At 70.2% G+C, this 16,931-nt stretch carries 18 protein-coding genes and 1 pseudogene; 5 read left to right on the forward strand and 14 right to left on the reverse strand.

Features of this window, described 5'->3' with window-relative positions:
- Positions 1–4: 4 nt before the first annotated feature.
- Entirely contained in the window at positions 5–364 is a 360-nt protein-coding gene (locus ACIPPM_RS17380; protein WP_030813697.1) for an NADH-quinone oxidoreductase subunit A, read from the reverse strand.
- A gap of 764 nt (positions 365–1,128) precedes the next feature.
- On the opposite strand from ACIPPM_RS17380, the gene ACIPPM_RS17385 reads away from it, so the two are divergent.
- On the forward strand, positions 1,129–1,950 hold the full coding sequence (locus tag ACIPPM_RS17385; protein WP_401448307.1) for a C40 family peptidase: 822 nt from the start codon (positions 1,129–1,131) through the stop codon (positions 1,948–1,950).
- A gap of 76 nt (positions 1,951–2,026) precedes the next feature.
- Here ACIPPM_RS17385 and ACIPPM_RS17390 read toward each other — a convergent pair.
- Both ACIPPM_RS17390 and ACIPPM_RS17395 read right to left on the reverse strand, forming a co-directional pair.
- Positions 2,027–2,260 (reverse strand): annotated as a pseudogene (locus tag ACIPPM_RS17390) (hypothetical protein); the annotation flags it as partial.
- A gap of 13 nt (positions 2,261–2,273) precedes the next feature.
- The gene (locus ACIPPM_RS17395) at positions 2,274–3,557 is read right to left on the reverse strand and encodes a geranylgeranyl reductase family protein (RefSeq protein ID WP_401448309.1); all 1,284 of its coding nucleotides are present in this window, start codon (positions 3,555–3,557) and stop codon (positions 2,274–2,276) included.
- 97 nt (positions 3,558–3,654) lie between these two features.
- Here ACIPPM_RS17395 and ACIPPM_RS17400 point away from each other — a divergent pair, with 97 nt between their 5' ends.
- Together ACIPPM_RS17400 and ACIPPM_RS17405 are read left to right on the forward strand one after the other, a co-directional pair.
- On the forward strand, positions 3,655–4,161 hold the full coding sequence (locus ACIPPM_RS17400) for a GNAT family N-acetyltransferase (RefSeq protein ID WP_401448312.1): 507 nt from the start codon (positions 3,655–3,657) through the stop codon (positions 4,159–4,161).
- Between the two features lie 119 nt (positions 4,162–4,280).
- Entirely contained in the window at positions 4,281–4,589 is a 309-nt protein-coding gene (locus ACIPPM_RS17405) for a PASTA domain-containing protein (RefSeq protein WP_401448314.1), read from the forward strand.
- Between the two features lie 33 nt (positions 4,590–4,622).
- Here ACIPPM_RS17405 and ACIPPM_RS17410 read toward each other — a convergent pair whose 3' ends face one another.
- The 7 genes from ACIPPM_RS17410 to ACIPPM_RS17440 all read right to left on the reverse strand — a co-directional run bounded on the left by ACIPPM_RS17410 (position 4,623) and on the right by ACIPPM_RS17440 (position 11,155).
- Complete coding sequence (locus ACIPPM_RS17410) at positions 4,623–5,318, reverse strand: demethylmenaquinone methyltransferase (protein ID WP_401448316.1); 696 nt, start codon at positions 5,316–5,318, stop codon at positions 4,623–4,625.
- 215 nt (positions 5,319–5,533) lie between these two features.
- Positions 5,534–6,133 (reverse strand): hypothetical protein, encoded by a 600-nt coding sequence (locus ACIPPM_RS17415; RefSeq protein WP_401448318.1) that lies wholly within the window; start codon positions 6,131–6,133, stop codon positions 5,534–5,536.
- 7 nt (positions 6,134–6,140) lie between these two features.
- Entirely contained in the window at positions 6,141–7,355 is a 1,215-nt protein-coding gene (gene mqnC / locus ACIPPM_RS17420) for a cyclic dehypoxanthinyl futalosine synthase (protein WP_401448320.1), read from the reverse strand.
- A gap of 71 nt (positions 7,356–7,426) precedes the next feature.
- Positions 7,427–7,966, reverse strand: coding sequence for a hypothetical protein (locus tag ACIPPM_RS17425; protein WP_401448323.1), 540 nt, complete (start codon positions 7,964–7,966; stop codon positions 7,427–7,429).
- Between the two features lies 1 nt (position 7,967).
- Positions 7,968–8,684, reverse strand: coding sequence for a prepilin peptidase (locus ACIPPM_RS17430; RefSeq protein ID WP_401448325.1), 717 nt, complete (start codon positions 8,682–8,684; stop codon positions 7,968–7,970).
- Positions 8,677–10,251, reverse strand: a complete 1,575-nt coding sequence (locus tag ACIPPM_RS17435; protein ID WP_401448328.1) for a serine/threonine-protein kinase — start codon at positions 10,249–10,251, stop codon at positions 8,677–8,679. The genes ACIPPM_RS17430 and ACIPPM_RS17435 overlap by 8 nt, the downstream gene beginning before the upstream one ends.
- A 55-nt stretch (positions 10,252–10,306) precedes the next feature.
- Positions 10,307–11,155: a menaquinone biosynthetic enzyme MqnA/MqnD family protein gene (locus ACIPPM_RS17440; protein ID WP_401448330.1), complete on the reverse strand. Its 849-nt coding sequence runs from the start codon at positions 11,153–11,155 to the stop codon at positions 10,307–10,309.
- A 285-nt stretch (positions 11,156–11,440) separates the two neighbouring features.
- Between ACIPPM_RS17440 and ACIPPM_RS17445 the strand changes: the two genes are divergently transcribed.
- Both ACIPPM_RS17445 and ACIPPM_RS17450 read left to right on the forward strand, forming a co-directional pair.
- Entirely contained in the window at positions 11,441–11,644 is a 204-nt protein-coding gene (locus ACIPPM_RS17445; protein ID WP_030813734.1) for a cold-shock protein, read from the forward strand.
- 232 nt (positions 11,645–11,876) lie between these two features.
- On the forward strand, positions 11,877–12,548 hold the full coding sequence (locus ACIPPM_RS17450) for a class I SAM-dependent DNA methyltransferase (RefSeq protein ID WP_401448331.1): 672 nt from the start codon (positions 11,877–11,879) through the stop codon (positions 12,546–12,548).
- Here the strand turns inward: ACIPPM_RS17450 and ACIPPM_RS17455 are convergent.
- The 4 genes from ACIPPM_RS17455 to mqnE form a co-directional block, all read right to left on the reverse strand.
- Entirely contained in the window at positions 12,530–14,494 is a 1,965-nt protein-coding gene (locus ACIPPM_RS17455; RefSeq protein ID WP_401448332.1) for an AMP-dependent synthetase/ligase, read from the reverse strand. The genes ACIPPM_RS17450 and ACIPPM_RS17455 overlap by 19 nt on opposite strands.
- A 289-nt stretch (positions 14,495–14,783) precedes the next feature.
- The gene (locus tag ACIPPM_RS17460) at positions 14,784–15,071 is read right to left on the reverse strand and encodes a DUF4229 domain-containing protein (RefSeq protein ID WP_401448334.1); all 288 of its coding nucleotides are present in this window, start codon (positions 15,069–15,071) and stop codon (positions 14,784–14,786) included.
- A gap of 106 nt (positions 15,072–15,177) precedes the next feature.
- On the reverse strand, positions 15,178–15,702 hold the full coding sequence (locus tag ACIPPM_RS17465; RefSeq protein WP_393599176.1) for a GNAT family N-acetyltransferase: 525 nt from the start codon (positions 15,700–15,702) through the stop codon (positions 15,178–15,180).
- Between the two features lie 51 nt (positions 15,703–15,753).
- On the reverse strand, positions 15,754–16,917 hold the full coding sequence (mqnE, locus tag ACIPPM_RS17470) for an aminofutalosine synthase MqnE (RefSeq protein WP_401448338.1): 1,164 nt from the start codon (positions 16,915–16,917) through the stop codon (positions 15,754–15,756).
- Between the last annotated feature and the right edge of the window lie 14 nt (positions 16,918–16,931).

The raw sequence follows: 16,931 nt of genomic DNA on the forward strand, positions 1-16,931 counted from the left end.
CCCCTCAGTCCCATTCCAGGCCGCCGCGCCGCCATACGTACGCGTACGCGACGAAGACGGTGAGCACGAAGAGCAGCATCTCCACGAGCCCGAAGACCCCGAGCGCGTCGAAGGTGACGGCCCAGGGGTAGAGGAAGACGATCTCGATGTCGAAGACGATGAAGAGCATCGCCGTCAGGTAGTACTTGATGGGGAAGCGCCCGCCGCCGGCCGGCGTGGGGGTCGGCTCGATGCCGCATTCGTAGGCTTCGAGCTTCGCGCGGTTGTAGCGCTTCGGACCGATCAGCGCGGCCATGACCACGGAGAAGATCGCAAAGCCTGCCCCGAGGGCTCCCAGTACGAGGATGGGCGCGTACGCGTTCACCGCTCCTCGCTCCCTTCAGTCGGCATTGACTGGTGGCGGATCACGGGCTCACAGCCGCCTCTCCCGTCCCACTGACCCCACCCGTCCCGGCGAAGATCGAGAACATGTGAAGCAGGTCACAAGCCCAACTGCTCCGCATCCTATGCCCGACGCTCTGTGATCTGCGACACGGGGTATTGCACAAGCTTTGTGATCTCCACCACCTGACGAAGGATCATGAAGGCGGAGGATGGGTGATCTTCGTACGCGAAGCGTTCAGTTGATCACCAGAAGTGACAATCTTGCTCGTCCGCGCAGGCCAGAGGAGGTGCGGAGGGGGTGCCTCAATATCAAGAGAGTTCCGGCGCATGCAAATTGGTGCTGGACGCACCTGACTGCTAGTGCGGGACATTCACACCTCGGAGGGAGATCCGGGGCGCGATGTGGACGAGGCCGGAGCGCGTGCGCGCGTTCACGAACTCCGGCCGCGCGGCCGTTCGTCGCGGACGCGACCGCTCCGGTGACCGTTCCGTGACCTCCGCCACACCGGTACCGGCCGTTCCGGAACCGGGCTTGGCCATCGACCCCAACCGATGGTAAGCGCGGGGCAATTCGGACGTAATGATCAAAGACCGTGATCAACGGGCCAATGGGCCCCGTCCGCTATGTCCGTTACGGCGTCAATAAAGAGTGACGCGACCAGGTTTCGGGGAACCGATTGAACAATTGTGGCGCAGCACACGTTTGTTGAAGATATGAAGGAGCCCCTGGTACCGGTTGTTCCCATGTCCCACACCGCTCACATACGCAGCCACCGGAAGCCCCGCCGCAGCGCGTCGTCCATCGTCGTGCGGACCGGCGTCGCCGGCGGCGTTCTCAGCACCCTGGCGGTCGCCGGAGCGGCCGGCTACGCGAACGCGGCCGAGGCCGAGCCCGTGACGCAGACGCTCGAACTCCCCACCCTCACCGCCGACGTGGCCACCCAGGTCGCGCAGTCCGCGGACGCCACCCAGCAGGCGGCCGCGAACTACGAGCTGCAGGCCGAGCGTGACGCGGCCGCCGCCAGCGCCGCGAAGCAGGCCAAGGCGGACCTCGCCGAGGCCAAGCAGAAGGCCGAGGCGAAGAAGAAGGCGCAGGAGGAGGCCCGCAAGCAGGCCGCCGCCCGCGCCACCCGCAACGCCGAGCGCACCGTGCTGGCCGCGAGCGCGAGCACCGGCGCGAGCAGCACCATCACCGGCTCGTCCAGCGCGACCGGTTCGGCCGCGTCCATCGTGTCGTTCGTGAAGTCCCAGGTCGGCAAGGCGTACGTCTCCGGTGCCACGGGCCCGTCCGCGTACGACTGCTCCGGTCTGGTGCAGACGGCGTTCAAGCAGGTCGGCATCAGCCTGCCGCGCGTCTCCCAGGACCAGTCCACGGCCGGCACCCAGGTCTCCCTGGACAACCTCCAGCCCGGCGACATCCTCTACTGGGGCAGCGCGGGCAGCGCGTACCACGTGGGCGTCTACGTCGGCGACGGCATGTTCGTCGGCGCGCAGAACCCCTCCTCCGGCGTCGTGGAGCGTCCCCTCTCCTACGACCAGCCCACCGGCGCGGTCCGGGTCCTCTGACCCCCTCCGCACCCCGCACACGAAAGGCCGCTGCCCTCGGGGGGCAGCGGCCTTCGCGTTCTGTCGCCCCATACTGCCGCCGAGCCGCGCCCTCCGGCCACACAACATCGACGGGGAGCCCCGCGCTCCGGGCCTCCATCACGGCGACGAGCCGCTCGGCGCGTGCGAGGAGCATCCGGTTCGCGCTCTCGTACGCCTGCCGGTTCGCCGTCTCGTGCGGCATGACGAGCACCTCGTCGGCCGCCGCCCGCACCAGCGGCGCGGACTCGTCCGTCAGGTCCATGTGGCCGGTCACGACAATGGTGGTCATGGCCTACCCCTCACTACGCCTTCGGGGCCACCTTCGTCAGGCCGTTGATGACTCGGTCCATGGCGTCGCCGCCCGTGGGGTCTGTGAGGTTGGCGAGGAGCTTGAGGACGAACTTCATCAGGATGGGGTGGGTCAGGCCGCGCTGGGCGCCGATCTGCATGACCTTGGGGTTGCCGATGAGCTTCACGAAGGCGCGGCCGAGGGTGTAGTAGCCGCCGTAGGTGTCCTTCAGGACGCGCGGGTAGCGCTGGAGGGCGATCTCGCGGGTGGCCGGGGTCGGGCGGGCGTGGGCCTGCACGATGACGTCGGCGGCGAGCTGGGCGGACTCCATGGCGTAGGCGATGCCCTCGCCGTTGAAGGGGTTCACCATGCCGCCGGCGTCGCCGACCAGCAGGAAGCCCTTGGTGTAGTGCGGCTGGCGGTTGAAGGCCATCGGCAGGGCCGCGCCCCGGATCGGGCCCGTCATGTGCTCCGGGGTGTAGCCCCACTCCTCCGGCATCGACGCGCACCACGCCTTCAGCACCTCGCGCCAGTCCAGCTCCTTGAAGGAGTCGGACGTGTTCAGCACGCCGAGGCCGACGTTGGACGTGCCATCGCCCATGCCGAAGATCCAGCCGTAGCCCGGCAGCAGCCGGTCCTGGGCGCCCCGGCGGTCCCACAGCTCCAGCCAGGACTCCAGGTAGTCGTCCTCGTGCCTCGGCGACTCGAAGTACGTGCGCACCGCGACGCCCATCGGGCGGTCCTCACGGCGGTGCAGGCCCATCGCCAGGGAGAGCCTGGTGGAGTTGCCGTCCGCCGCGACCACGAGCGGTGCGTGGAAGGTCACCGGGCGCTTGTCGTCGCCCAGCTTCGCCGTCACGCCCGTGATCCGGCCCGTACGGTCGTCGATGATCGGTCCGCTGACATTGCAGAGTTCGAAGAGGCGGGCGCCCGCCTTCTGCGCCTGCCTCGCCAGCTGCTCGTCGAAGTCGTCGCGCTTCCGCACCAGGCCGAAGTTCGGGTAGGAGGCGAGATCCGGCCAGTCCAGCTGGAGCCGGGAGCCGCCGCCGATGATGCGCAGGCCCTTGTTGCGCAGCCAGCCCGCCTCCTCGGAGATGTCGATGCCCATGGCCACGAGCTGCTTGACCGCGCGCGGGGTCAGGCCGTCGCCGCAGACCTTCTCCCTCGGGAACTCGGTCTTCTCCAGCAGCAGGACGTCGAGTCCGGCCTTGGCGAGGTGGTAGGCGGTGGTGGAGCCGGCCGGCCCCGCCCCCACGACGATCACGTCTGCGGTGTTGTCGGAGAGGGGCTCAGTCACGGCGGGTTCTCCCCAGCTTGTGAATCTTCGTGCCGACGGGCACTGGACACAGGCAGTCTATTCAGCAGAATTGATCAACCGGCTGAAGGGCTGCTCCGTGAACCGAACTCACCCCGTAGTACGGCTGCGTGTGCCCACCGACGAGGACGCCTTCGTCTGGCACCGGGTCTTCGCCGATCCCGAGGTCATGCGGTTCCACGGGGGGCGGGCCGCCGAGCTGTCCGTGTACGAGGAACTCACCGCTCGGCAGCGGCGGCACGATGCTGAGCTGGGGTTCTGTCTGTGGTCCGTGCTCGACCCCTCGGGGGACGTCGTGGGGTTCACCGGGGCTCAGCCGTGGCCGCACGCGTGGGGGCCCGTCGGGGAGATCGAGATCGGGTGGCGGCTCGGGCGGGCGCACTGGGGTCTTGGGTACGCGTCTGTCGCCGCTCAGGATTGTCTTGAGCGGGTTCGTTCCGCTGGGGTTCGGCGGGTGGTCGCCATGGTCGACGCCGAGAACGAGCGGTCCATCGCTGTTGCCCAGCGGCTGGGGATGCGGCTCTCCGAGCGGTTCGTCACTCCCTCTTCCGAGCGGGAAGGGCATTGCTACGCCCTTGAGTTGTGACTTTCCGTAGTTCAATGTCACGGAAAGACAGCTTTCACTTCCGGGGTCGCCTCGGCGGAGTTACCCTTCCAGTACCACTGGGGGTGACATCAGTGCGAATTCCACCCAGAACGTCCGAGGTGCGAGTGCCTCGGCTGGTCGGGCTCATGGCTGTCGACGCCCGCGAGGCCGCTCGCTCGCGGGGGCTGTTTCTCAACTCGCCCGACCGGCCCGAACTCCCGCGTGTGGTCGTCGAGTACGTGGTGCGGCAGTATCCGCCCGCCGGTGCCGAGGTTCCGCCCGACTCGATGGTCTACGTGTGGTTCGACCTCGGGGACGGTGAAGGGGGTGGGGGTGTGCGGGAGCCCCGGCTTCCCGCGCCGCCCTCCGGGGGGCTTCAGCGGGAACTCGGGGAGCCTGGGGACGCGTTCGAGGTGATCGGGCGGTGAGGTGTGCGGGCGGGTGGGGCGGGGGCGGTTCTTTCAGAGCTGCTTGAAGCCCCTGTGCAGGGCCACCACTCCGCCCGTCAGGTTTCGCCACGCCACCTTTTGCCAGCCAGCCTTCTGCAGCTTCTCCGCCAGCGCGGGCTGGTTCGGCCAGGCTCGGATGGATTCCGCCAGGTACACGTACGCGTCCGGGTTCGACGACACCGAGCGGGCCACCGGGGGGAGCGCCCGCATCAGGTACTCCGTGTACACCGTGCGGAACGGGGTCCACGTGGGGTGCGAGAACTCGCAGATCACCACCCTGCCGCCGGGCTTCGTCACCCGGTACAGCTCGCGCAGCGCGGCGTCGGTGTCCTGGACGTTGCGCAGGCCGAAGGAGATCGTCACCGCGTCGAAGGTGTCATCCTTGAACGGGAGTTTCGTGGCGTCTCCCGCTGTGATCGGGAGCCACGGGTACTTCTTCTTGCCCACCTGGAGCATGCCCAGGGAGAAGTCGCAGGGGACCACGTAGGCGCCCGTGCGGGCGAAGGGCAGGGACGAGGTCGCCGTGCCCGCGGCCAGGTCCAGGACCTTCTGCGCGGGGCGCGCGTCGACCGCCTTCGCCACCTCCTTGCGCCAGCGCCGGTCCTGGCCGAGCGACAGCACGTCATTCGTCAGGTCGTACCGTTCCGCCACGTCGTCGAACATCTCGGCGACTTCGTGCGGCTGCTTGTTCAGGGAAGCGCGGGTCACCCCGTCATTGTTGCAGGCTCGGTCGCCGGGATTCCGTTCGGTGGGGGTGCCGGGTCCGTGCGTCGTGGGGCGGGGCCGCGCCGGGGGGTATCCGTCCTCGGTCCGGCGACTTCTGTTTCTACGATGCGCTGGACTTGCCTTCTCGCCGGCCGCTGCGGGCGGACACCCCCCGACACGTCCCCTCCGCGCCGTCTTCGGCCGTCCCGCCGTCTCGGTCAGCGGCTTCGGTGGACCAGTCGGCCCTCGATCACCGTCGCCACGCAGGTGCTCGCGCCTCGCTTCACCAGTTCGTCGCGCGTCGCCACGTCGAACACGGCGAACCTGGCCACGGCTCCCCGCTTCAGCGGCGGCATGAGGATCAGGGGGGTCGGGGAGAGGGATGGGGGGCCCGGCAGGCGAGGGGGGCGTTGGCCTATGGCCAGGTTTGCTCTGCGTACGACGTCCTGCACCGTGCGCGTGCGCAGGTCGCCTGCCACCGCCACCGTGCCGTGCGCCAGCATGCGTTGTACGCCCCTGCGTGCGCTCGCGCCCAGGCGGGTCGGGTCCCTGCGGAAGAGCGCCTGTGCGCGTTCTCCCGTGATCGGGTCCGTGCCCAGGGTCTCCGCCTCCCTGGGGTCCGGGTGGTACGTCGCTTCCAGGAGTTCCGGGGCGTACGGGTTGAGGAGGCCCGGTGTGAGGATGCCGGGCCAGTTGCGGACCCTGGCCTGAGGGACGGCCGCGGTCAGATCTTCGTACGGGGCTACGGCTGCCACCGTTGCGCCCTCGACCAGGACCGCGGTCTCCGGGGAGTTCTCTGCTACGTGAAGTGTCAGCACTGTGCGGCTAGTTGGAGGCGATCAGCTTCAGTTCGGGGTGGGCCGTGCCGCCCTCGATCGCCGTCGAGGAGATGTGCGAGACCACGCGGTCGTCCAACGGGTCGTTCGCCGGGTCGTCGTGGACCACGAGGTGTTCGTAGGTCGTCGCTCGCTGCGCCGGGGTGCGGCCTGCCTTGCGGATCAGGTCGATGATCTCCAGGCGGTTGCTGCGGTGCTTCGCGCCTGCCGAGGAGACCACGTTCTCCTCCAGCATGATCGAGCCCAGGTCGTCCGCGCCGTAGTGCAGCGACAGCTGGCCCACCTCCTTGCCCGTGGTCAGCCACGAGCCCTGGATGTGCTGGACGTTGTCCATGAACAGGCGGGCGATGGCGATCATGCGCAGGTACTCGAAGAGCGTCGCCTGCGTGCGGCCCTTCAGGTGGTTGTTCTCGGGCTGGTAGGTGTACGGGATGAAGGCCCGGAAGCCGCCCGTACGGTCCTGCACGTCCCGGATCATGCGCAGGTGCTCGATGCGCTCGGCGTTCGTCTCGCCCGTGCCCATGAGCATGGTGGACGTCGACTCCACGCCCAGGTTGTGGGCCGTCTCCATGATCTCCAGCCAGCGTTCGCCGCTCTCCTTGAGGGGCGCGATGGCCTTGCGGGGGCGGGCCGGGAGGAGTTCCGCGCCAGCGCCTGCGAAGGAGTCCAGGCCCGCCTGGTGGATGCGGGTGATGGCCTCTTCCACCGAGACCTTGGAGATGCGGGCCATGTGCTCGACCTCGGACGCACCGAGGGAGTGGATGACCAGCTGGGGGAACGCGTCCTTGATCGCCTTGAAGTGCGACTCGTAGTACTCGACGCCGAAGTCAGGGTGGTGGCCGCCCTGGAACATGATCTGGGTGCCGCCCAGTTCGACCGTCTCCGCGCAGCGGCGCAGGATGTCGTCGAGGTCGCGGGTCCAGCCCTTCTTGGTGTCCTTCGGGGCCGCGTAGAAGGCGCAGAACTTGCACGCCGTGACGCACACGTTCGTGTAGTTGATGTTGCGCTCGATGATGTACGTCGCGATGTGCTCGATGCCCGCGTACTTGCGGCGGCGCACGGCGTCGGCGGCCGCGCCGAGCGCGTGCAGGGGGGCGTCGCGGTAGAGGACGAGCGCTTCCTCGGGCGTGATGCGTCCGCCCGCTGCGGCTCGGTCCAGCACGGCTGCGACATCCAAAGAAGCGAGTTCGGCCTTCTCGGTCACCGGGCGTCCCTTTCGTCAAGGGTTGTGGACGGACTCAGTCAGCCTACGCCAGCGTCTTGGATCAACCGACTTCAGGCTGTGCGGGGGCGCTGAGGGTCAGGGGGGGCGCCCAGGGGTCGTGCGTCGCGTATCGCCGTTACGTGTGCGCTCTGGCCCGGGAAGAGGATCAGCAGTTTCAGGGGGCTCGTCGCCTCTCGGTGGGTGCTGTCCGTCCGGTGGGTGGCGTCCGTCCGGAGCGAGTCGGCTTCGTCCGTGATCAGGAGGTACCGGATGTGCGCCGTCTCGTAGCCGTCCCCCTGGCCCCGGCCCGTGTACAGCAGGGTCTCGGATGCGCCGAGGACGCGGATCGGCTCGTCCGCGAGTGCCCTGGTGACGGTGGTGGGGTCGTGCGGGTCCAGGCCCAGAGGGCCGCCGCTCAGGTGTTCCGGGCGGTCCCAGGTGCCGTCCTCCGTGCGCAGGGCGTAGTACAGCTCCTCGGCCATCACGCCGTCCTTCCTGCGGTGCAGGAGGAGTACGAAGCCGAGGTCGCCGTCCGTCCAGACGTCGGCCACCCCCTCGGCCGGCTGTCGGTGGAGGGCTGCTCGGGCCGTTTCGGCCAGGGACCTGGTCATGTCAGGAGGTGTACGCGCCCGCCAGTACGCCCAGCAAGGTGCCCGTCAGGAGGAAGGGGCCGAAAGGGATCGCCGACTTGCGGGTGGCTCGGCGGGTGAGGAGGAGGGCCGCACTGTAGAGGGCGCCTGTCGTGAAGGTGGCGAACGTGCCGAGCAGCAGGGTCGGCCAGCCGTACCAGCCGAGGGCCGCGCCCAGGGCCGGGGCGAGTTTCACGTCTCCGAAGCCCATGCCGGAGGGGTTGAGGAGGTGGAGGGCCAGGTAGGCGGCGCCCAGGGTCAGGGCTCCGTAGAGGGCCGTGCGGTAGGTGCCGGTGTGGTCGGGGAGTCTCGTCGCCAGGGCCAGCAACGTCAGGACCGCCGGGGTGAGGGGGAGGGTCAGGGGGTCCGGGAGGCGGTGGACGCGGAGGTCCACCGTGGTCAGGAGGGTTGCTACGGGGGTCACCGTCAGCCAAGCCGCCAGTTCCGGGCGGGGGCCCGTTGCCAGGGCCAGGAGGGTGCAGATCACTGCGGTGAGGAGGGGGAGGGTGGGCGCTGTTCTGCGGGGGCAGGCGGGGCACGGGGTCGTGCCCAGCCAGCCGGGCAACGGGTGGTCCGCCTCGCATGTCGTGCGCCAGGGGGTGCCCTGGGGGGTCGTGAAGCGGTACGCGGCTCTCGGGAGCAGGGCGCCCGTCAGCGCGCCCCACAGGGCGGCCAGTGCTGCCGGGAGCAGGTCAGTCATCGTCCGTCACCTTGGACAGGCGGGCCTCGGGGTTGCCCTCGGCCGCGCTGGTGGAGGTGTACGTCAGGTCGTCGCCGGTGGGGGTCAGCTCAACGTCGTGCGGGGCGGGGTCGCAGCCCTTGTGGTTGGTCCTGGCGCCGGTCGAAGTGGCCAGCAGACGGGTGGAGTTCACCTGTTTCAGGGTGAGGATGTCCACGCAGGTCCCGCCCAGTTGGTCCGTCTGGCGGAGGTTGCCCAGCTCCTTGCCCACCGTCGCCTGGTGGACCGTGACGCGGAAGGTGCCCATGGGGAGCGCGCCGCCCAGGCCGGTCGCCTTGCCCTCCCAGGTGCCCAGGTAGCGGGCCGGGATCGCGCCCGCGCGGTCGGCCGGCGCGGAGTGGGCCGGGGCGCTGCCCGCCGTGTCGTTGCCGTCGTGGGAGCCGGGGTGCAGCCACGTCGTGACGCCCAGGGAGATCGCCGCCAGCGCGCCTGCCACCGCGAGGGCCACCGTGCAGCTCACCCGGCGGCCGCGGCCCGTCGCGCCGGGTGCCGATGTCGCCGCCAGGCTCACGCTCACCTTGCCGGGGGCCGTGTCCGCGGCCACGGCCGGGGTCATCACCGGCGCCGGGCCGAACGCCCCCGTCACCGCCGGGCTGCTGAAGTCCACCGGGCCCGACGGGGCGTCGTCGGCGGACCCCTCCAGGTTGAGGATCTGGACCGCGCTCCTGCTGACCTGCTCGACCAGGGCGCCGGGGAGCCAGCCCCCTGCCATCACGGTGGCGGCGCCCTGCGGGGCGAGTCGGCGGGCGATGTCGGTGGGGGTGGGGCGCGGGGCGGGGTTCTTCGCCAGGCAGGCGGCCGCGATCTCGCGCAACTCACCATCCAGTGAACCGAGTTCCGGCTCCTCGTGGACCACCTTGTAGAGCAGGGCCGCCGAGGAGTCGCCGGGGAAGGGCGGGTTGCCGGTCGCCGCGTAGGCGAGGACCGCGCCCAGGGAGAAGACGTCCGCCGCGCCGGTGACCCGGCCGCCCAGGATCTGTTCGGGGGCCATGTAGCCGGGTGAGCCGACGGAGGCGCCGGTCGCGGTGAGGGAGGCGGTGCCCTCGGTGGCGCGGGCGATGCCGAAGTCGATGAGCAGCGGGCCGTCCAGGGTGAGCAGCACGTTGGACGGCTTCACGTCCCGGTGGACGAGGTCCAGCGCGTGCACGGTGGCCAGCGCCTCGGCGAGGCCCGCGCCGAGCGCCCGCACGGTGTGCTGGGGCAGCGGGCCGTGGGCGGTCACCGCCTGGGTGAGCGAGGGGCCCGCCGCGTACGCCGTGGCGGCCCAGGGCACCGGGGCGTCCGGGTCGGCGTCGAGCACGGGGGCGGTCCAGGCGCCGCCGACCCGGCGCGCGGCCGTCACCTCGCGGCGGAAGCGCGCCCGGAACTCCTCGTCCCGCGCGTACTCGGGGTGGACGATCTTCACCGCGACGGTACGGCCGCCCGCGCTGCGCCCCAGGTAGACCCGGCCCATGCCCCCGGAGCCGAGCCGGCCCAGCAGCCGGTACGGTCCGACGGCGGCCGGTTCGTCCGCTCCGAGCGGCTGCATGGCGACCCCTCCCCCGCGGGCTCCCCCGTAAAGCCGCGCCCTCGCAGCGTAGTGATTACGCCCCGAGCAGTTCCACCTTCACGTCCGCCGGGAAGCCCGTCGTGGGGCCGACGCGGCGGGCGAACTCCGCCACCGCCTTCAGCTGCGCGGGGCCGAAGGAGAAGTCCAGGGTGGTGAAGTACTGCTCCAGGGTCGCCTCGTCGAACGCCTCCCAGCGGGCGGCCTGCTCGGCGACCTTGCCGACCTCGTCCAGGGAGACGTTGCGGGAGGCGAGGAACGCCTCGTGCACCTGGCGGGTGATCTCCGGCTCGCGTTCGGCGTAATCGCGCCGTGCGGCCCACACCGCGAAGACGAACGGCAGGCCCGTCCACTCCTTCCACAGCGCGCCCAGGTCATGCACCTGGAGGCCGTAGCGCGGCGCGTCCAGCAGGTTGGCGCGCAGGGCCGCGTCACCGATGAGGACGGCGGCGTCCGCCTCCTGCATCATCAGGCTCAGGTCGGGCGGGCAGGTGTAGTACTCCGGCCGCACCCCGTACCGCTCGGCCAGCAGCAGCTGGGCCAGCCGGACCGAGGTCCGCGAGGTGGAGCCGAGGGCGACACGCGCGCCGTCGAGCTCGTCCAGGGGCACCTGCGAGACGATCACGCAGGACATCACGGGGCCGTCGCAGCCCACCGCGATATCCGGGAAGGCGACCAGGTCACCGGCGTTGCGCAGGAATTCCACGAGCGTGATCGGACCGATGTCGAGATCACCGCGCACCAGCTGCTCGCTGAGCTTCTCCGGGGTGTCCTTGGTCAGCTCGAAGTCGAGGAGCGTGCCGGTTCTCGCGAGCCCCCAGTACAGGGGCAGGCAGTTGAGGAACTGGATGTGGCCGACGCGCGGCCGGGTGCGAGAATTGTCCACATCGCGAGACTAGACCCCTTGCGTTACGTTGCCCCGACCGGGCCGTCGTCGGGGCGCCCGGGAAGGGGTTCAAACATTCGGGTGACGTGATCTTGACCTCTATTGCTTTCGGTGGCCTGCGTGCTAGGCTCGCCGCAAGTTGCAGTTTGGTTTCCCTTGCAGTACAGAGCCTGCGGAGCATGTGACCGCGGGCTCTCGTCGTTTTCAGATGAATGCAGTCGTGCAGCACCGTTCGCACTTGCAGGTTCTGGAGCAGGGCAACCCTTTTGGGCCCAAGGAGGGCTTATGGCTACCGGAACCGTTAAGTGGTTCAACGCCGAAAAGGGCTTTGGCTTCATCGCCCAGGAGGGCGGCGGCCCCGACGTCTTCGTTCACTACTCCGCGATCAACGCCACCGGCTTCCGCTCCCTCGAGGAGAACCAGCAGGTGAACTTTGACGTGACCCAGGGCCCGAAGGGTCCGCAGGCGGAGAACGTCACCCCCGTCTGATCACTGCCTGAGCGCAGAATCTGAGTGCAGTACCCAAGGAGCCCCACGCCTTCCGGCGACGGGGCTCCTGCCTTTTGTCATGACCTTCCTTGTCATGGCCTTTCGATGAATTCGGGGCGCATTCCGCGCCTGGCGCGCCGCGCAATGGCCGCCGGAGGCGTGCGAATTACGGTCCCGGAGATCTCCCCGAACGGCCGCGGGAAGTGATCGGAACCCCCTAGGGTCGCTCCGCATGACCGACTCCTCCGTCTCCCCCGACTTCCTCGCCGCCACCCGGACGTTCTACGACGCCATCGCCGAGGACTACGCCGATCATTTCCGGGACGCCCACATCTCCCAGCCCCTCGACCGGGCCCTGCTGCGCGTGTTCGCGGAGCTGGTGGGGGCGGGTGCGGCCGTGGCCGACCTGGGGTGCGGGCCGGGCCGGGTCACCGGGTTCCTCGCCGCCGAGGGGCTCGACGTGTTCGGGCTCGACCTCTCCCCCGCCATGCTGGCCGTCGCCCGCCGCGAGAACCCCGGTCTGCGCTTCGAGCAAGGCTCCATGCTGGAACTGGACCTCCCCGACGGGGAGTTGGCCGGTGTCGTCTCCTGGTACTCCAGCATCCACACCCCGGTGGAGCAACTGCCCGCGCTGTTCGCGGAGTTCCGCCGCGTGCTGGCGCCGGGCGGCCGGCTGCTGCTGGCCTTCCAGGCGGGCGACGAACCCCGGCGCCACGACCAGCCGTGGGGGCATCCGGTCAGCCTCGACTTCCTGCGCCGCGACCCGGACCGGATGGCCGCGCTGCTGGAGGAGGCCGGGTTCGCCGTCACGTCCCGTACGGTCCGCGCGCCGGGCCCCACCGAACCCGTCCCGCAGGCGTGCCTGCTGGCTCAACTCGGCCCCGATCAGGGCCCGGTGATCTGACCCGATCCCTCGTACAGACCCTCCACCGCGTCCGCGTAGTCCCGCAGGATGCGGGCGCGGCGGAGCTTCATGGACGGGGTGAGGTGGCCGGTGTGTTCGGTGAAGTCGCCGGGCAGCACGGTGAAGCGGCGGATGGACTCGGGGCGGGAGACGAGCTGGTTGGCCTGCTCCACGGCGTCCCACAGCACGGCGGTCAAGTCCGGGTCACCGACGAGGAGTTCGGCCGGGACCGGGTGCTTGCCGTTCATCTGGCGCCAGTGGGCCAGGCCGTCCGGGTCCAGGGTGATGAGCGCGCCGATGTAGGGGCGGCCGTCGCCGACGAGGAGGCAATGGGAGATCAGGGGGTGCTGGCGCAGCCAGTTCTCCAGCGGGGCCGGGGCCACCGACTTGCCGCCCGCCGTGATCAGCAGCTCCTTCTTGCGGCCGGTGATGGTGAGGTAGCCGTCGTCGTCCAGCTCACCCAGGTCGCCGGTGGCGAGCCAGCCGTCGCGGGTCGCGGGGACGACACCGCCCGCCTGCTGGTCCCAGTAGCCGCGCAGTACGTGGTCGCCGGAGAGCAGGATCTCGCCGTCGGCCGCGATCCGGACCCGGGTGCCGGGCAGCGGCCAGCCGACGGTGCCGAGGCGGGGCTTGAGGGGCGGGGTGACGGTGGTCGCACCGGTGGACTCGGTGAGGCCGTACCCCTCGAAGATCTCGATGCCCGCGCCCGCGTAGAAGGCGGCCAGGCGGCGGCCCAGGGGGGAGCCGCCGCAGATGGCGTAGCGGACCCTGCCGCCCATGGCGGCGCGCAGCTTGCGGTAGGCGAGCGGGTCGAAGAAGGAACGGCTCGCCTTCAGGGCGGCGCCCGGACCGCTGCCGGTGCCGGTCTGGCGGGCCTCCAGCGCCTCGCCGTAGCGCACGGCGGTGGCCGCGGCCCGGTCGAAGGCGGCGACCTTGCCGCTCACCTCGGCCTTCGCGCGGGCGGTGTTGTACACCTTCTCCAGCATGTACGGGATGGTCAGCAGACAGGTCGGGCGGAAAGCGGCCAGGTCCGGGAGGAGATGCTCGGGCTTGAGGCTGGGCGCGTGGCCCAGGCGGACCCGGGCGCGGACGCAGGCGATGGCGACCATGCGGCCGAAGACGTGGGACATCGGCAGGAACAGCAGCACCGACGCCTCGTCGCCGGTGGTCGCCTTGAAGACCGGGTGGAGCAGCTCGATGGCGTTGTCGACCTCGGCGAAGAAGTTGCCGTGCGAGAGGGCGCAGCCCTTGGGGCGGCCGGTGGTGCCCGAGGTGTAGATCAGGGTGGCGAGCGTGTCGGGGCCCAGCATGCCGCGGCGTACCGCGACCTCGCCGTCCGGTGTCCCGGCGCCCGCCTCGGCGAGCAGCTCCACATGTCCCTCGTCGATGACCCACACGTGCCGCAGCCCGGGGAGCTGGGACAGTTCCGGGGCGATGGCGGCGCCCTGGGCGGTGGTCTCGGTGATGAGGGCGACGGCGCCGGAGTCCTGGAGTATCCAGCGGGTCTGGTAGACGGAGGAGGTCGGGTAGACGGGCACGGTGACCAGACCGGCCGCCCACGCGGCGAAGTCCAGCAGCGTCCACTCGTAGCGGGTACGGGCCATGACGGCGATCCGCTCGCCGGGCATCAGCCCCTCCGAGACCAGCCCGCGCGCCACCGCCAGCACCTCGGCGGCGAACCGCTCCGCGGTCACGTCCTCCCACTCGCCGGAGGCGTTCTTCCGGCTCAGCACGATCGCGCCGGGCGCGGCCTCGGCGTTGTCGAACGGCAGGTCGGCCAGCGAGCCGTGCGTCACCGGGGGCGCGAACGGCGGCACCGCCACCTCGCACACGGCCCCGTCCAGGCGCCGGATCTCGGGCTCCACCAGCACGGGGCGGCCGTCGTAGTCGAGGGCCGAGACGTGCGGGGCGGCCGAGACGGGGGCGTTGGGGTACAGGGCGGTCACGGGCGGCTCCTGGGACGTGCAGCGGTGTACGGCTTGCTGCATGACATACGCGCCCCGCGCACCGGGGCGTTCACGGCGGCCTTCCGTGGACCCGGTGCGCCGCCGTTCAGGCTGGCGATCGTACGAGGCACCTGTGGTGACCCTGTGCGCACCGGGCGGTGGTCCCGCGCCGGGTGTGTGCAGTCCCGGAGGTTTCGTGAGGGATGTTCCGCTTCGCGGGCGGAGTCAGGAAGCCCGGCCCGAGGTCAGGAAGCCCGGCCCCGCCGGGGTCGGCGAGCCCGGCTTCGGCTCAGGAAGCCTGGTGCGACGCCTCGGCCGTGTCCTCCTGGCTGCGGCTGGCCTCCAGGTTGGCCTTCATCCGGTCCACCCGGCCGACGACCTGGACGGAGGCCCGGTCGCGCTCCTTGCGCAGCACCACCCAGCTGATCGGCGCCGAGAGCACCATGGCGAGCAGCACGACCCAGAAGAAGTTGGAGGCACCGAAGCCGCGCGGGAAGATGCCGGAGTAGACGGCTCCCCAGGCGACCACGAGGCAGCCGGCGAAGACGCCGAGGCGCATCAGCGTGTAGCGGAGCATCTCAATCCACTCTTCCGTGTCGTTATGGCCCGAAGACGTACCCAAAGACGTCCACCGTCCAGTGAAGCACGCGCCGCACCCGATCTTGACGGGGGGTTGAGTGGGCTCAGCCGAGGTCCAGCAGCATCGTGACGTCGTCCCGGTACTCGCCGGGGCCGACCCGGATGGCGCCCGGCACCCGGCCCACCTCACGGTAGCCGCAGGAGGCGTAGAAGCGCTCCAGGCCGAGGCCGCCCCGGCAGCCGAGCCGGATCGACTCGATGCCGTCGAAGCCGCGCGCGGCGTCGGCGGCGGCCGCCAGCAGATCGCGGCCGTACCCCTGGCCCTGGTGCTTGGGGTGGACCATCACCGTGTAGAGCCACAGCCAGTGGGTCATCAGCCGGTGGCTGTTGAAGGTGAGGAAGGCGCTCGCGGCGACCCGCCCCTCCTCATCATGTCCGACCAGCAGCCTGCTGTGCCCCTGGGCGAACCGGGCCAGCGAGCGGACCAGTTCGGGCCGTATGTCCTCGCGGGTGACGGGAGCGGTGAAGCCGACGGCGCCGCCCGCGTTGGTGACGTCCGCCCACAGGTCGAGCAGGCCGTCCCGCAGGTCGGGGGTGACGGCGGGGTCCAGGGTGAAGGTAAGAGCCACGGGGCCAAGGTAATCCTTACCCTGGCCCCGGCTCAACCAACATCCGTGCCGTCAGACGCGCATCGCCTGCGGGGTCTCGCGGCGCAGCGGGTCCGGGCCGTCGTACTCGCGGATGATCTCGTACCGGGTGTTCCGCTCCATCGGGCGGAAGCCCGCGTCGCGGATCAGGTCGAGCAGGTCCTCGCGGGTCAGCTTGTTCGGCGTGCCGTAGTTGTCCGCGTCGTGCGTGATCTTGTACTCGACGACCGAGCCGTCCATGTCGTCCGCGCCGTGCTGCAGGGCGAGCTGGGCGGTCTGCACACCGTGCATCACCCAGAACACCTTGACGTGCGGCACGTTGTCGAACAGCAGCCGGGAGACGGCGAACGTCTTCAGCGCCTCCGCGCCGGTCGCCATCTGGGTGCGCGCCTGGAGGCGGTTGCGGACCTTGCCGTCCTTCATGTCCACGAAGTCGTGCTGGTAGCGCAGCGGGATGAAGACCTGGAAACCGCCGGTCTCGTCCTGGAGTTCGCGCAGCCGCAGCACGTGGTCCACCCGGTGCCGGGGCTCCTCGATGTGCCCGTACAGCATGGTGCACGGGGTCTTCAGACCCTTCTCGTGCGCCAGCCGGTGGATACGGGACCAGTCCTCCCAGTGGGTGCGGTGGTCCACGATGTGCTGCCGGACCTCCCAGTCGAAGATCTCGGCGCCGCCGCCGGTCAGCGACTCCAGACCGGCGTCGATCAGTTCGTCCAGGATCTCGCTCGCGCTCAGCCCGGAGATCGTCTCGAAGTGGTGGATCTCGGTGGCCGTGAACGCCTTCAGCGAGACGTTCGGCAGCGCGGCCTTCAGTTCCTTCAGCGAGCGCGGGTAGTAGCGCCACGGCAGGTTCGGATGCAGGCCGTTGACGATGTGCAGCTCGGTGAGGTTCTCCGACTCCATCGCCTTGGCCAGCTTCACGGCCTCCTCGATGCGCATCGTGTACGCGTCCTTCTCGCCCGGCTTGCGCTGGAACGAGCAGTAGGCGCAGGACGCCGTGCACACGTTGGTCATGTTGAGGTGACGGTTGACGTTGAAGTGGACCACGTCGCCGTTCTTGCGCGTACGCACCTCATGGGCGAGGCCACCGAGCCACGCCAGGTCGTCCGACTCGTAGAGCGCGATGCCGTCCACACGGGTCAGCCGCTCACCGGAGCGGACCTTGTCCTCCAGCTCGCGCTTGAGTCCGACGTCCATACCCACACCTTTCC

This window comes from Streptomyces sp. NPDC090119 (assembly GCF_044747085.1).
In the GTDB taxonomy this organism is placed as follows: domain Bacteria; phylum Actinomycetota; class Actinomycetes; order Streptomycetales; family Streptomycetaceae; genus Streptomyces.

Coding starts and splice junctions, on each gene's coding strand:
- ACIPPM_RS17385 (WP_401448307.1), top strand. CDS start 1,129: ATGTCCCACACCGCTCACATACGCAGCCACCGGAAGCCCCGCCGCAGC.
- ACIPPM_RS17425 (WP_401448323.1), bottom strand. CDS start 7,966: ATGACCAGGTCCCTGGCCGAAACGGCCCGAGCAGCCCTCCACCGACAG.
- ACIPPM_RS17430 (WP_401448325.1), bottom strand. CDS start 8,684: ATGACTGACCTGCTCCCGGCAGCACTGGCCGCCCTGTGGGGCGCGCTG.
- ACIPPM_RS17435 (WP_401448328.1), bottom strand. CDS start 10,251: ATGCAGCCGCTCGGAGCGGACGAACCGGCCGCCGTCGGACCGTACCGG.
- ACIPPM_RS17445 (WP_030813734.1), top strand. CDS start 11,441: ATGGCTACCGGAACCGTTAAGTGGTTCAACGCCGAAAAGGGCTTTGGC.
- ACIPPM_RS17450 (WP_401448331.1), top strand. CDS start 11,877: ATGACCGACTCCTCCGTCTCCCCCGACTTCCTCGCCGCCACCCGGACG.
- ACIPPM_RS17460 (WP_401448334.1), bottom strand. CDS start 15,071: ATGCTCCGCTACACGCTGATGCGCCTCGGCGTCTTCGCCGGCTGCCTC.
- mqnE (WP_401448338.1), bottom strand. CDS start 16,917: ATGGACGTCGGACTCAAGCGCGAGCTGGAGGACAAGGTCCGCTCCGGT.